This window comes from Azotobacter armeniacus (genome assembly GCF_054779355.1).
Genome location: NZ_BAAGYK010000047.1, coordinates 1 through 13,140, shown reverse-complemented (window position 1 = coordinate 13,140; position 13,140 = coordinate 1). Strand labels below are relative to the sequence as shown.

At 60.9% G+C, this 13,140-nt stretch carries 12 protein-coding genes and 2 pseudogenes; 6 read left to right on the top strand and 8 right to left on the bottom strand.

What is annotated here, in order from left to right; genetic code table 11:
* Positions 1 to 122: 122 nt before the first annotated feature.
* On the bottom strand, positions 123 to 593 hold the full coding sequence (gene mobI, locus ACYVD0_RS10445) for a conjugative transfer protein MobI(A/C) (RefSeq protein ID WP_460426763.1): 471 nt from the start codon (positions 591 to 593) through the stop codon (positions 123 to 125).
* A 609-nt stretch (positions 594 to 1,202) separates the two neighbouring features.
* Here mobI and ACYVD0_RS10440 point away from each other — a divergent pair.
* The 5 genes from ACYVD0_RS10440 (at position 1,203) to ACYVD0_RS10420 (ending at position 4,652) form a co-directional block, all read left to right on the top strand.
* Positions 1,203 to 2,180, top strand: coding sequence for a ParM/StbA family protein (locus tag ACYVD0_RS10440; RefSeq protein WP_460426762.1), 978 nt, complete (start codon positions 1,203 to 1,205; stop codon positions 2,178 to 2,180).
* A gap of 26 nt (positions 2,181 to 2,206) precedes the next feature.
* On the top strand, positions 2,207 to 2,497 hold the full coding sequence (locus tag ACYVD0_RS10435; RefSeq protein ID WP_460426761.1) for a hypothetical protein: 291 nt from the start codon (positions 2,207 to 2,209) through the stop codon (positions 2,495 to 2,497).
* Entirely contained in the window at positions 2,484 to 3,056 is a 573-nt protein-coding gene (locus tag ACYVD0_RS10430) for a transglycosylase SLT domain-containing protein (RefSeq protein ID WP_460426760.1), read from the top strand. Before ACYVD0_RS10435 ends, ACYVD0_RS10430 begins: the two co-directional genes overlap by 14 nt.
* A 2-nt stretch (positions 3,057 to 3,058) precedes the next feature.
* Entirely contained in the window at positions 3,059 to 4,099 is a 1,041-nt protein-coding gene (locus tag ACYVD0_RS10425; RefSeq protein WP_460426759.1) for a hypothetical protein, read from the top strand.
* 163 nt (positions 4,100 to 4,262) lie between these two features.
* Positions 4,263 to 4,652 carry a hypothetical protein gene (locus ACYVD0_RS10420; RefSeq protein WP_460426758.1) on the top strand — a complete coding sequence of 130 codons (390 nt, stop codon included), beginning with the start codon at positions 4,263 to 4,265 and terminating at the stop codon, positions 4,650 to 4,652.
* A 46-nt stretch (positions 4,653 to 4,698) separates the two neighbouring features.
* Here the strand turns inward: ACYVD0_RS10420 and ACYVD0_RS10415 are convergent, their stop codons facing one another.
* The 6 genes from ACYVD0_RS10415 to ACYVD0_RS10390 form a co-directional block, all read right to left on the bottom strand.
* Positions 4,699 to 7,596 carry a conjugal transfer protein TraG N-terminal domain-containing protein gene (locus ACYVD0_RS10415; protein ID WP_460426757.1) on the bottom strand — a complete coding sequence of 966 codons (2,898 nt, stop codon included), beginning with the start codon at positions 7,594 to 7,596 and terminating at the stop codon, positions 4,699 to 4,701.
* A gap of 15 nt (positions 7,597 to 7,611) precedes the next feature.
* A complete protein-coding gene (locus tag ACYVD0_RS10410; protein ID WP_460426756.1) occupies positions 7,612 to 9,024 on the bottom strand; it encodes a conjugal transfer protein TraH in 1,413 nt (470 codons plus the stop codon).
* Positions 9,021 to 10,061 carry a thioredoxin domain-containing protein gene (gene traF / locus ACYVD0_RS10405; RefSeq protein ID WP_460426755.1) on the bottom strand — a complete coding sequence of 347 codons (1,041 nt, stop codon included), beginning with the start codon at positions 10,059 to 10,061 and terminating at the stop codon, positions 9,021 to 9,023. Before traF ends, ACYVD0_RS10410 begins: the two co-directional genes overlap by 4 nt.
* A gap of 174 nt (positions 10,062 to 10,235) precedes the next feature.
* Positions 10,236 to 10,868 carry a TraE/TraK family type IV conjugative transfer system protein gene (locus ACYVD0_RS10400; protein ID WP_460426754.1) on the bottom strand — a complete coding sequence of 211 codons (633 nt, stop codon included), beginning with the start codon at positions 10,866 to 10,868 and terminating at the stop codon, positions 10,236 to 10,238.
* Positions 10,868 to 11,158: a type IV conjugative transfer system protein TraL gene (traL, locus tag ACYVD0_RS10395; RefSeq protein ID WP_040107217.1), complete on the bottom strand. Its 291-nt coding sequence runs from the start codon at positions 11,156 to 11,158 to the stop codon at positions 10,868 to 10,870. Before traL ends, ACYVD0_RS10400 begins: the two co-directional genes overlap by 1 nt.
* On the bottom strand, positions 11,151 to 11,942 hold the full coding sequence (locus ACYVD0_RS10390; protein ID WP_460426753.1) for a DsbA family protein: 792 nt from the start codon (positions 11,940 to 11,942) through the stop codon (positions 11,151 to 11,153). The genes traL and ACYVD0_RS10390 overlap by 8 nt, the downstream gene beginning before the upstream one ends.
* Before the next feature lie 356 nt (positions 11,943 to 12,298).
* Here ACYVD0_RS10390 and ACYVD0_RS10385 point away from each other — a divergent pair.
* Positions 12,299 to 12,597: pseudogene (locus ACYVD0_RS10385) on the top strand (chorismate mutase).
* A 52-nt stretch (positions 12,598 to 12,649) separates the two neighbouring features.
* Here ACYVD0_RS10385 and ACYVD0_RS10380 read toward each other — a convergent pair.
* A pseudogene (locus ACYVD0_RS10380) lies at positions 12,650 to 13,140 on the bottom strand (IS630 family transposase); the annotation flags it as partial.

Below are 13,140 nucleotides of genomic sequence, written 5' to 3'. Positions count from 1 at the left end.
TTGGATGAGCTAATCAGTGAAAACGGCCAGTTCCAATCAGTGAAAGCCCCCGCCAATCAGTGAAAACGGCCCTGCCAATCAGTGAAAGCCGCGTGGTTACTGGCTTTCACTGATTGGATCTATCACACAGCCTCGCTCAGTGTCAGGTCATCGAAGGTCAGGACTCTCTGGTAGCGCCCAGCCCATGCCAAGGTGCTCCGGCGCAGGGCTCGGTTCTCCGCGGCCAGCTGGCGCAGCTCGGCCAGCCGGTTTTCGTAGCTCCTCACGAGCCGATTGAGGCGGCCTTTCACGAAGCTGAACGCCCCAGTCGGATACTTGTGGCCCAACCCTTTCGGGATCGTTCGCGTCACGATTTTTCCCTTCTCATCACCCAGGCCGGGATGCACTCGAGCCCAGTAGAAGCTGCAGGCATTGGGGCTGGTTTGCCGGATAGTGATCACCACCGGCACATGCGTTTTCTGCACCTCGGCCAGCAGCAGCCTGGCCTGCTCGAAATACTGCTCGGCTAGGCGCTTGGCCCGCTCCACGATGTCCTGGTAGGCGGCATCGAGGAATTCAACGGACTGCTCGGTCATTCGGTCGGTATCGATCATTGCTCATCTCCCATATGGCTGGGAGGCATTGTCGGAAAGGCCGGCGATTTTGTGTGGCCCTTTCAAGCCACTTTCTGGCTTGAAAGGGCCACACAAGCCCCGCTCCGATGTGGATCATCGCAAGTGCGTCGTCATTCCAAGGCCATTTGGCAACCGTCTGGTGCTCGAGCTCGCCCGGGCAATGGAAGGAGTCTGCTTGCCGTGCCCCTCGTCGTCATTTGATGGCCGTTTGGCAACCGTTTGATGCCGCCAGGGCGGACTTGGGATTGGCGAAGGCCCCCTTAGCATGAACCCGTCGTCATTTGACGGCCGTTTGGCAACCGTTTGATGTCGCCAGGGCGGACTTGGGATTGGCGAAGCCCCTCTTAGCATGAGCCCGTCGTCATTTGACGGCCGTTTGGCAACCGTTTGATGTCGCCAGGGCGGACTTGGGATTGGCGAAGCCCCTCTTAGCATGAGCCCGTCGTCATTTGACCGCCGTTTGGCAACCGTTTGATGTCGCCAGGGCGGACTTGGGATTGGCGAAGCCCCTCTTAGCATGAGCCCGTCGTCATTTGACCGCCGTTTGGTGTGCAGGCGTTGCACCTTACCGAATCGAGGAATGTTTCCATGAGCAAGAAAGTTGGACTGGATATTGGCTACAGCAACGTGATCGCCGTCTACAGTGGCGATTCCGGCAACCAGGAGTCCATCGTGAGGCCGGCGCGTGCCACGCCGCTGAGCGCATTGCCCAGGGATAGTGGCCTTCGCAACGGCGAAGTCATCGTTGAAGTGGATGGACAGCCGTGGGTCGCCTTTGCCGGCCCGGGCCGGGCGGGCGATCGGGAGCTGCACAAGGATTACACCGCGTCCGATTATTATCAGGCGCTGTTCAAAGGAGCACTCCTTAATGCCGCCTGCAATAGCGATGTAGTCGACACGCTGGTAACCGGACTTCCGGTTTCCCAATTCCACGACAAGAGTTATGTTCGAGCCCTCAAGGAGCGAATGACCGGGCGTCACCGGATCAGTCCGAAGATCGAAATCGATGTCAGGCACGTTGAAGTCGTGCCCCAGCCGGTAGGCACGCTGACCGATGTCTACTGCACGAGCGAGCATGCCGAAGTTATCGAAGAGTCCGTGGTGCTGGTCATCGACCCCGGTTTCTTCAGCGTGGACTGGGTTGTATTCATACAGCGCGAACTGGCCACCAAAACCAGCAACTCCAGCCTCAAGGCCATGTCGGTCTTGCTGGAGACCTGTGCCGAAGAAGTTGCCCTGGACTTTGGAGGAAACCCGGGCACCGACAAGATCGAGTGGGCACTTCAGGAGGGCAAGAACAGCATCATGTTGTTTGGCCGGAAAGTCGATCTTCCCGACTATCTGAAGCGCGCTTCGGATCGGGTCATTCCGACCGTCATGCGTGAAATCAAACAGGAACTGCGCAAGCTGGAGAATCAGGTGGTGGACTGTGTGATTCTCGGCGGTGGCGGCGCTTCCCTGTATGAGCATTACGCCAAGCAGGAGTTTCCCTCGGCGCTGATCCTGTGCTCTTCCGACATCATCCGCAGTAACGCACAGGGTTTCTGGCATATCGCCCATTCCTGAACACGGAAGTTCGCCGAGGAAAACATATGAGACTGCAGGTCAGAGTGACGCCGGTTCATCAGGAATTGCTGGAGCATCTGGAGAGCATCGACAAGGAATATCGCGGCAAGCGATTGGTCGCCCTGGCAGCCATGCAACTGCACGAGATGAAAACTACTTCCTCCATTCAGGAGCGCACGATTCAAACGCCGGCTATTCGAGAGCAACCCATTCAAGAGCACCCGCCGGCAACCGAATCGGACGACAATTTGAAGCCCAGGGTTCAGCAACGCACAGCCCCCAAATGGTTGTCAGGCCAAGAACTTGAAAAGGAATAAAGCGAGCTCGATCATCCTGTTGGCTGTTTCCATCCTCAGTGGGACTTCTGCCTATTCGGGTGGGTTCAGCCTGAAAGGTACGACATGGGAACGTGCCGCCGCCTCTGCCGCCTGCAAGCCCGATCCCTTATTGCTCTATTCGCTGGCGCTGCAAGAGTCGGGGCATGCCGTGAAAAGAGGATTCGTTGCACCCCACCCCTATGCACTGCGCAACGCGCCCAGTGGGGCACATTATCCAGAAACACTGGACGACGCCAAATCGGCCTTGCAGCGATATATAGCGGAAGACCGGCTGACCGATATTGGTATCATGCAGATCAACTACCGCTGGAATGCTCATCGCGTCAAGGACCCGCATGAGCTGCTGGATATGGAAATCAATATCCGGGTAGCTGCCGAAATCCTCTGCGAATCGATCAGGAGCAATCCGGTCGACCTGCAACTAGCAATAGGCGGATACCACACCATGAACCCCAAACGTAATGTTCAAGCGAGGGCCTACGCGCAAAGCGTGTTGAAGATCTGGCGGTCTCTGAAACGGTTGAACGCAGGAGCGTGACAATGCTGAAAATCAACAAGGGAATGGCACAGATGTGCTTGCGCTGGTTTATCGAAGGCACCGACTACAACATGGTGCACCAGTCGCAACGGATACATTCCGAGGACCTGGCGTATCTTTCCACGCTATCTCCCGAGCGTCTCGAGGCGCTGGACATGCTTCCGGTTTCCCTGTTCCGGGTCAATTACAGAAGCCTGGATGCAAAGGATACCGGCTGCGGCAAGTTGGAGAACGAAGCGTTCAGAGAGACCGTGTACCGCATTTCCATGTTGACCGAGATCCAGAACTTCGCACTCCGCAACCAGCTCCACCCGCTGGTGGCCATCGGATTCGACGAGGACGGCTACAGCCGGTTTTCGAATGCCGACTTCCAGCAGCGGCAGGCGTATGTGTATCGGGGCGATTTCACCATCCAGTCGCGGGTGCGCATCAAGAAGCTCAACCTCGACCCGACGGACAAGATCGCTCTGCTGCAGGATACCTGCGCGATCCTGCTCGCCGAGTTCCGCTACCTGAAAGCGAACAAGCCGGAACACCTCGGGCCGGTGGCCGACTTCAACCGCGGCCTGATGTCGCTGGACGAGATTGCCGACCAGATGCTCAAGGCCCAGATCCAGCCGAAGCTGGTCGCCGCATCCACCGGCCATAATGAGCAGTGGATCGATGGCAAGAAGCGGGCAAAGGTACGCTCCGGCAAGATCTACAACTCCAAGAGCGGCCGTATCCGCTCCGCCGAGCGGACGATCGCCGAGCAGCCGTTTCACGCACTGCTCTATCTTGCCTGCTACCTGCTGCTGGCGGCGGATGGGGAGCAGACCCTGAACGCCAGGGCAGTGATCAAGGCCCACGAGGAGTATTGCAAGCTGTGTTCAAACCTCGGCATCGCCTACGACGATCTGCTCCTGGCCTCGAATGCCTTCCGGCTCAGCAACGCGATCAAAACCCAGGAGGCCAGACTGATGGAGTGCTCTCGCTCTCATTGCAAGCAGCTGGATGTGCAAACCATCGTCTCCCCGCACAAGTGCTCGTGGTGTGGCTCTTAGTCCCGGCCAGGCGAGGCGTTCCCAAGGTCGCCGCCATCTCTGGTAGGGTTCCGCCCGGCATTCGTCTGGGCCGAAGGGCCGGCTCCTGATCCAGGAGAAAAGTTTTCTTGGGATTTGGTCTTTGGCGAGGAAGATGGAAGTGTCGAACAAGGAGGAATTTCAAATGCGAGACGACAAGGTTCAATGCCAATGCTGCGGCAAGTGGATGGTACCGCGGCCGATCTTCAGCCGGGGGGTATGGAGTAATGGCTGGCGGGTTGGTGGCGGCCGGGTCATCGGTAGCATTTGCCCCTTCTGTCTGGACGAGGACTGGGATGGGGTCGAGCGGGTGCATCGCGGTGTGCTGTTCAAGACAGTGGCTCTAATAATATCCGTATCAATCACCTACGCCTGCCTATTTATATATTATTCGCCAATGTATTTATTTTTTTCGCCACGACCATCAGGCAAAGAAATCACAGATTGGCTTTTTGGTATTTGTTTGGTGGGTGCCGTCTACTCAGGATACCGAGCTTATAAATGGTTGGTTAATACAACAAAACTACCGTTTTAAATTGGCGAGCATATAAAAGAATGGGGCGCTAAGCGCCCCACTTTTCTTACTCTTGGTTTTCTCCTCCTGCTTGCTGCTCTCTTTCCAGCTTATGGCGTGCCCGGTATTCTCGATCCCACTCCTTCAATCTTTCAATGCCTTCACCCACGCTTTCCTTCCCTGTGCTATAGGCATCAGCCACACCACTGACAACCTGTTTGGCTCCCACAATAAGCGTGTTGTTTCCATTGATTTCCAGAAGATTCTGAGCCGTATCCTCCATTGGCGTCGTAGATTTGACCTTGATATCTGGCCCGGTAAGCCCCTGATCAGGCGCAGCTTTTACCAGGGTCGAATGGGTCTCTGCCGAGTCCTGAACGACCGCCGTGCTGTTGTCGTAGTTGTCTTGGGTGACCTGGGCTCCCGCCTCCTTGGTACTCTGATACCCCGAGCGGGCCATGTCCTTCTCGGAAGCGTAGGCTCCGCCGGCAGCTCCCCGCACGCTGTCGAACCGCTGTTGCAGCCCGTCCGCGCCAGCAATCGGCTTGTCGAGGCCGGCATTCTCCCTGGCATCCCCCGCATCCACCCCGAAGTTGAACGGCGAGTAGTCCGAGCTGACCAGCTCGCCCATCCGTCCCGTCTGGATCATGTGCAGGGTTGCCGCGGCGATCTGCCGCTCGTGCAGGTCGGAGGACACCCCCTGAACCGTGGCGGTCTTCATGAGCGAGCGGATACTGTCCCGGTCGTCCAGGCTGCGCCCGGCCATATCGAGCATGCCCCGCGCCGCATCTTCCCGGGATTGACCGCTGTTCTGGATGGTGAGCGCCGCGGCAGTGCCCAGATTGAGGTTCTGCCCGGCGCCATAGCTTTCGCGCCACGCCTGCGCTTCCCGGTAGGCGTTCTGAGCCGACCTGGCCGAGGCCAGCGACTTGGAGACTCTCTCGCCGCTCGAGCTCTGCGACATCGCCTGTCTGTTATGGGTGAAAGCATCGGCAGCGTTGAACACCGTGCCTTCGCTCATGTTGGCTTGCACCGCCTGCTGAAGCTGGCTCATTGCCTCACGGGCCTCCTGCTGCTGTGTCGAGGACATATTTCGGAACTGCTCGCTGTCTTCCAACCGCACACCAGCCACGCCGTACGGTATTGCTGCGCCCACCGACATGCCGTAGGTGCCCTGCGCCACCTCATCCCGGCTGATGCCCAGCGAGTTCAGCCGGCGAGCCGCTTGCTGGTAGGCCGCATTCGAGGACAGGTTCAGGCTGGACTGCACCTGCTCACCCATGGTCGCCAGGGCCTGGCGCCCCTCTGCGGTGGAGGACAACTGGGTAAACCCGGCTTCAAGGTTCTGCTGCAGCGCTGCCGTTTGCGTTTCCGCCGCCACCCGGCTGCTTTCCACGACCGCGTCTGCCCCCTGCTGCTCGGAAATCTGCGGCCCGGTTTCGCGCACCCCGGTCCGCGCCACGCCCTGGGTCACATGATCGCCGGTATACATCGGCGAGGTGTTCAGGACGGGAGCCGGCTGACTCGCACGCGGCAGCACGTCTTCCGAGCGGAATTTTTCCGCCGAGGTCGCCTGCCCCATCACGGAGTTGAGGACCATGCTCGAGCCGGACACGATGAACAGCGCCAGCGGCGGTACCGAGGCGGCGAGCAGCCCCCCGACGCCCAGCGCCTTGGTGATCGCCTGGTCCATGTCGAGCACCTGCAGCATGGCAAAGCCCTCGCCGGTGGCGTCGTAGCCGGTCAGGATGGACTCCATCTGCGCGCCGGCATACCAGATGGTGAAGGCGTTGACGATGGTCAGCAGCGGCATCCACAGTCCCACCGCCAGCGGCAGGATCAGGTACTTGCCCAGCACCGACAGGCCGGGCCGCCCCAGCATGAGGGCAAAGGCCATGAACGGCGTCATGGCGTACAGCAGCCCTTCGAAGAAGGCGATCATCGGGCGCATGTAGTTCTTGAAGGAGTCGCCCTTGCCGGCCCACTGGATCTCCTGCTGGTTCAGGGACTCGCGCAAGGCCATGGCGGCGCGCTTTTCATGCCAGTGCTCGAGGGCTTTCACCCGCGAGTCGTTGAAGATCGGCATCACCAGGGCGGTCATCACGTATTCCTGGGCCGACTTGCTGCTCATGGAAAAGCTCTGCAGGGCTTGCTCGGCCGCCGCATCCACATCGCCGCCGTCGACCTTGCGCCCGGAGGCCTTGTCTTCGGCGAACCCCTTGTTGAGGATGTCCTCCAGCACGGCCTCGTAGACGTTCGACAAGGCATTGTCGAGGTAGCTCTTGGCCTCTGCGCAGCTCTTCAGGGGCTGGGGTCCCGATCCGTCATAGACGTAGAGGTACTGGGCCATGTTGACGTTGGACATCACTTGCGCCAGGCCGCCGGCCCGGTAGAGCTGGTCGATGCTCTGCTCGTTGCGCAGCGAGACCGGGTTGAGGGTGCAGAAGGTCAGGTACTCCTCGAGGGTCTTCGGCAGATTGTGCCCTTCGTTGGCCTTGTAGGTCTGGAACTGCTCCAGCGCCAGCGGATTGCGCAGGGCATCGCGGACACGGGTCAGCGTGTTCAGGCTGGAGAACAGCCCGTACTGGGTCATGCCCGGCGTGGAAAAGGCCTGCTCGGACACCTGGCTGATGTCGTAGGAAATCGTCGACAGCACCGAGCCCACGAAGGCCGGCCCCAGGGAGACGTTGTCGACGACCCGTACCTGCCCGGTCACCGTGTCCTCGATGGTCACGGTGGTCGTCGGCCCGTAGAACACCATGTAGAGCACCAGCATGACCCCGACCCGCTGGAAGGCGATTGGCTGGTTGTTCAGTACGGCCTGGAAGGCGATCAGCACCAGCCCCAGGATGGCGCCGATCTTCGCCAGGTCTTCGGCATGACCGCTGCCGGTGATCATCGCCGAGGCGTTGAGCATCATCTCCAGAAACTCGGCACTGCCCGCGGTGTAAATGGGTAGATCCATGATGTGTTCCTCCGATCAGCCGGCGTGCGAAGAGGTGGTGCCTTGCGGCAGCTTGCTCGGGTCCGAGTTTGGCGCCGTTTCGAGCAGATCCAGCGCCTGCCGGTCGGCGTCCTTGTAGCCCCCATAGCTCAGCAGCAGGTCCCGGTACTCGGCCATCACTCGGTTATGGGAGTCCCGCAAATTCTCGAGGACCTTTACCGAGTCGGCCATGGTCATGCTGGACAGGCCCTTTTCAGTGACATCGAGCATTTCGAGGATGAAGGACGCGGTCGCATCCGCCGCCAGCAGCTTGGAGTAGTTGCCCAGGTAGTCGTAGCCGGCCTGCGCGCTGTTCTTCTGGACGATTCTCATCAGATGCACGCCGATGCGGCTGCGGGCCAGCCACTGCAGACGCTCACCGTCCGCCGGCGAGGCATTACCTTTGGCAAACCGTTCGAGCACCTGGTTCTGCTGCAGGTCGTCGACGATCTTGGCGGCCAGCCCCTTGAAGGTGCCCAGGAGGCGCGTGTTGGGCTCCAGGCACTGGTCGAGGTCGTCGGAGGCGCAGTCGTAGACCCGGGTGGTGGTGTCGTCGTTACCTTCGACGAAGATGCGCAGGGCGTCCTTGTTGATCAGCCGCGGGATCGGCTGGGGCATGAAGGTCTCGCCCCCCTTGTCGTCCTCGGTCAGCACCACGTTCAGGCTGCCGACCATGGACAGGACGAATTCGGAGTTATCCTCACTGCCATATAGGGCCTGATTGTCCAGGTTTATCACCCGCATGGCGCACCAGAGGATATTGCCGGTATCCGCGCAGGCCTCGGCCTTGCCGCTGGCCGCCAGGCGCTTGGCAGATGATTCCTCCTTAGGGGACTTGGATGCGAAATAGTCGGGCGCCACGTTTTCCGTCATGACGCGAAGCGCAGATTTCAGATCGCGCTTTTCAGAAAAGGCTTCCTGAGCACCGCTCACAACGCCCTGCGCCAGCTGGCAGCTGTTCGAGAACATCTGGTTGAGCGACTGGATTTTACCCGTCAGGTTGCGCAGCACGCCGTTGGTGGCCGAGTCCATGGCTTCCATCGCCAGCTCGAAGGCGAAGCCCGACACCACCCCCACGGCATTCGAGGCGACATTGCGCATCAGCGCCACGAACTCCTCGCCATTGATGAAACTGAACGAGCCGGTATAGAGGTTGATGCCGCCACAGCCGCCCTTGGCCGAGGGTGGAGTGATCGAGACGAGGTTGGCGGTCGAGATCCGGTTGCGCAGGGTGACGGCTCCCCCGGTGACCACACCGCGGGTAGCGGTCTGGTACGCGCCGGGTGCCGTGGTATTGATCAGGCCGTCGTACATGGCGTGGATCTGCTGCTGGATGTTGGCAATCGCCCCTATCGGGGCAAGCACGGCGACAACCAGGACCAGGGGTTTGGGGTTGAGTTTGAGCTTCACTGCCCACCTCCGTTTTTTTCGTTGAGATATGCGCGGCGTGCCGCCTCGCGCATGCGGTTGACGAAGGCCTTGCGGTCTTCGGTGATATCGGGCGGAGCGGTTTCCATCGCCTGGCTGTCGATCAGGCCGATGGAGGCCAGGCGCGAGGTGGCGTTGTATTCCTCGGCGCTGATGAGGCCGGTCTGGCGGGCCACGTTGAGGATTCGGCTGGTGGCCGTCTCCATGGCCACGGTGCTGTAGCTGATGATCTGCGAGCCGTGCGGCGGGACCGCCAGCGCCATGGCCGGGGCAGTGACCACCCCGAGCCGGTCGGCCAGCCCGGTGTCGGTCTGGTAGGTGGGATAGGCCCCGCTGGGCAGGGGCTTCCCATCCAGGGAGACCGGGATGACGGTGAAGCCGTAGCGGTGCTCGAGGGCGGCGAGCGCGGTGACCGCCTGCTCGCACAGCGGGCACTGCTCACCCTTGAAGAAGAAAACGATCCCTGCGTTTCCGGCGATCATCTTCAGCAGCGTTTCCTTCTGCCGGCCGGCGGCGCTGGCCAGGGCATCGGAGGCGGCATTGGAGGCGGGATAGCGCAGGTCCTCGTCGAGGAACGGGTCGTTGCGGATCACTTCCATGGAGCGCCGGGAGAAGCGCTCGGACTTGTCCATCATCAGGCGCTGGGCGTAGTAGTACGCCTGGATGTTCTCGTCGCTGGGGTTGTCGATGGCGGCCTCGCGCAGCTTGGGCAGCACCTCGCGAACCCAGGCCACCGAGCCCGGTGCCGGCCCGGCCGGGGGTGCAGGCGCGGCCTCGGGGGGCGGCGGCTCGGTTTTCTCCGGCATGGGGGTGGGAGTGGGAACAGGTTCCGGCAGGGGCTCGGGCGGCTCCTCGTACCAGAACCAGCCGCGCTCCTTGTCCTGGTAGAAGGATTCGCCGGCGAGCGCGGGGCTGGGCTTGTCGGGTGCCGCGGGGGGTGAGGCGCGGTCTTCGGCCAAGGCCTGGCCCGTGATCGCCACGGCCAGGGCGATGGGGCTGATGTGTCTGAGATGGGGCATGGGATCAACCAGCAGTCGGTGACAGGAGTCCCGATTGTGTTGACTGGCCGGGGGGGTTGTGTGGCCTTTTCCGGCGATTTTCTGGCTCGAAAGGCCCCCCAAAAAACGAAGAGGGCCAGCCATTCCAAAGGAAGGCTGGCCCTCACTGCCGTTCTGCGCCGATATGGCGCTGACCTATTCCGTCTTGTTGTGCAGCTTGTCCATCCGCTCGTTCATCTTGGTCTCCCGGTCGATCACATCCTGACTGCGGGCCTCCCCCGAATAGGTATTGAGCCAGCTCAGCAACGGCCGGTAGTTGCGGATCACCAACTCCATCTCGTAGGTGCGGGATTGGCGCTTCTTCTCCCCGATCGGGCCTTCGCTGACCGAGCGCCCGACGACGAAGAACTTGTTGGGGTTGGCGTTATCGCGCAGCACCTTCTGCGGCTCGAAGCCCAGCGATACCCGGTCCTGGCGGATCAGGAAGATCTGATGGTCCAGCACCTCCATCACGTCCTGGTAGATGCCCGGATCGAGGATGGGGCCAATCGCTTCCTTGACCACGGCGGCGTTCGAGGGGGTGACGTTGCCCAGCAGCATGGCGATGTACATGGCCCAGGCCTCGGTGTACTCCTCCCCCGCCTTGGTCTTGCTGACCCAGGACTGCTCGGCCAGCGTCGGCGGCACCACGGTGACCACCTGGTCCCGGCTGATGGCCACGCAGGAGACGAACAGGTTGGCCACGATCAGCCCCAGCACGACCATGCGCAGGAATTTGGCCTCGCCGCGCAAGGTGTCGAAGGTGTCCTTGAGATTCTTGGCCAGCATCAGATGAACTCCCTTTCATAGGCATTGGGCATGCTCCTGGCGTTCTTTCCGGAAATCGCGCCCAGGTGCCAGTACAGGGCGTGCAGCAGATAGCCGTCCGGGCGGTTGTCGCAGTAGCGCCGGTAGAAACGCGCCAGCGCGAAGCCGACGACCAGGCAGACCATCAGCTGCGCGATCAGCACGCCGGCGACCATGGCGATGCCGATCGGCATCACCTCGTCGATGCGCCAGAACAGGACATAGGGCGGCTCGTCGATGTACGCGGGAATCTTCACGCCGTCGTTACTCATGGTTGGCCCCCTTGCTCTGGCCCGATAGCCCTTCCAGGGCCTGCAGTATTCCGTCGCGGCTGGCATACGCGCCCTGCAGCACCAGCGACTGGCCGGTTTGGTTGTCCACCACCAGGGTGGACGGCGTTTGCGTGATGCCGAGCTTGAGGGCCTGGTCCAGGTCGGCCTTCACGCGGTCGACGGCCTCGATGGAGTCAAGGCAGCTGGCGAAGCGCTTGCCGTCGAGGCCGAGGCCCGTGGCCAGGCCGGTGAGCGACCCGGACACGCCCTTGCCGTTGGACGGCGTGCTCTGGAAGACGCTTTCGGCGTACTTCCAAGCCGCTTCCGAGCCGCCTTGCTCGCCGGCGCATTCGATGGCCAGCGCCTGATTGCGCGAAGCCTCGCCGTGGGCCGGCACATGCAGCAGCGCCGCGTTGATGTGCCCGCCCGAGCTGTCGATCAGGCCCTTGAGGAGGGGGAAGTGCTCGCGGCAGTAGGGGCATTCGGTATCGGTCATCTCGACCAGCGTGTAGCGGGCCGTGGCCGCCCCGTAGATCCAGTTGTCGGGCACGGCATCCCCCGTATTCCCCGCCTCCCCGGATGGGACGAGCTTCAGATTGCCGATGAGCTCCGTCATCGCCGCGGTGTCGATGCCTGCCGGAGTAAGCATTTCCAGCTGGTTTTTCAGGTCGGCCATTTCGCTCTGGCATTGGCCGACGAGCTTGAAGTGATAGAAGCTGCCCACCACCAGGGCGGTGGCGAGCCCGGTGGTGAGCAGCGTCGAACGAATGGACGTGGAGGACATGCGGGGCAACCTTTGTGGATGGAGTTGCCCCATTGTGAAAAGCCGATTCGCGCCTGTGCGGCCATTTCCCGCCATTTTCTGGCTTGAAAGGCCCCCTTCAAATGTTGGATGGCAATAAAGTCTCATCCTGAGCAGGCCTAATCCTGCTGAAAGTAGCCTCGCCTGGAAATCTGGAAATAAAGAATCATCCCAATGCTTGGCTATTGGATCGAATTCGCCGCTTGTGTCCAGAAGCGGCCAGGAGCTGCCCCAAGATTCGTCTGCTTGATTTCACAAGTTGGACTTTTACCGTGCTACTCGCTAACGTCCCGTGGTGGAAAACCAACCGCCCACGTCACTTAAAAGGAGATTCTCACATGGATGTACGCTGTTCATCGATCGATGAGGTCCGGCAACGCATCGATCACATCGATCGCAACGTGGTCTCACTGCTCGCACAACGCGGTAACCTGGTTACCCAAGCAGCTGCGTTCAAAAAACCACTGACGATGTCCGCGCTCCGGCGCGGGTCGAGCAGGTAATCGCCAAGGTGCGCGGCATTGCCAGCGATTTGGATATCTCGCCGGACGTGGTGGAACGGGTATACAGAACCATGATCGCCGCCTTCATTGACGAAGAACTGAAAGCCCACGCAACCCTGGCGAATAAGGCGTAGGTGTAACACACCTGCATTAGAGCCAGGATTACTAATCTTTTAAAAAGTAATGTCATGCTGCTGTATATCGGCAGTCCGGGTGGCGGAAAAACGATCCACCAACTCCGGCAACTTCTGGATTCTGCGCAGCGCGCCCAAGGCCAACTTCTTTATTTCCTCCCGGTTCTGCACAAGACGCCTGGAGACACTGCGCTTGACGTGCCCCCAGACCTGCTCGTCCGGGTTCAGCTGTGGCGAGTACGGGGGCAGATAAAAGAGTTTCAGGCGCCCCGCCTGTTCTTCGACGAACGCCCTGACCAGCCGGGCCTTGTGCACCGGATGGCCATCGACGATCACGAAGACCGGCTGCTCGGCACCGATCAGCAGACGCTTGAGAAACTCGCGGAACACGCTGGCCGTCACCGTCCCGTCGTGCAGCATGAAGCGGAACTCGCCGCGTGTCCCGACCGCCGACAGCATGTTCACCGAGAAGCGTCGGCCGGTCACCTCGACCACCGGCGTTTCCCCCTGCGGTGCCCAGGTCGTGCCGGCATGGTAGTCGGA

What these genes read in the sequence shown, in the direction of transcription:
- mobI (WP_460426763.1), bottom strand. Translation starts at nt 593, where the DNA reads ATGATCGATACCGACCGAATGACCGAGCAGTCCGTTGAATTCCTCGAT.
- ACYVD0_RS10440 (WP_460426762.1), top strand. Translation starts at nt 1,203, where the DNA reads ATGAGCAAGAAAGTTGGACTGGATATTGGCTACAGCAACGTGATCGCC.
- ACYVD0_RS10435 (WP_460426761.1), top strand. Translation starts at nt 2,207, where the DNA reads ATGAGACTGCAGGTCAGAGTGACGCCGGTTCATCAGGAATTGCTGGAG.
- ACYVD0_RS10425 (WP_460426759.1), top strand. Translation starts at nt 3,059, where the DNA reads ATGCTGAAAATCAACAAGGGAATGGCACAGATGTGCTTGCGCTGGTTT.
- ACYVD0_RS10420 (WP_460426758.1), top strand. Translation starts at nt 4,263, where the DNA reads ATGCGAGACGACAAGGTTCAATGCCAATGCTGCGGCAAGTGGATGGTA.
- ACYVD0_RS10415 (WP_460426757.1), bottom strand. Translation starts at nt 7,596, where the DNA reads ATGGATCTACCCATTTACACCGCGGGCAGTGCCGAGTTTCTGGAGATG.
- traF (WP_460426755.1), bottom strand. Translation starts at nt 10,061, where the DNA reads ATGCCCCATCTCAGACACATCAGCCCCATCGCCCTGGCCGTGGCGATC.
- ACYVD0_RS10400 (WP_460426754.1), bottom strand. Translation starts at nt 10,868, where the DNA reads ATGCTGGCCAAGAATCTCAAGGACACCTTCGACACCTTGCGCGGCGAG.
- traL (WP_040107217.1), bottom strand. Translation starts at nt 11,158, where the DNA reads ATGAGTAACGACGGCGTGAAGATTCCCGCGTACATCGACGAGCCGCCC.
- ACYVD0_RS10390 (WP_460426753.1), bottom strand. Translation starts at nt 11,942, where the DNA reads ATGTCCTCCACGTCCATTCGTTCGACGCTGCTCACCACCGGGCTCGCC.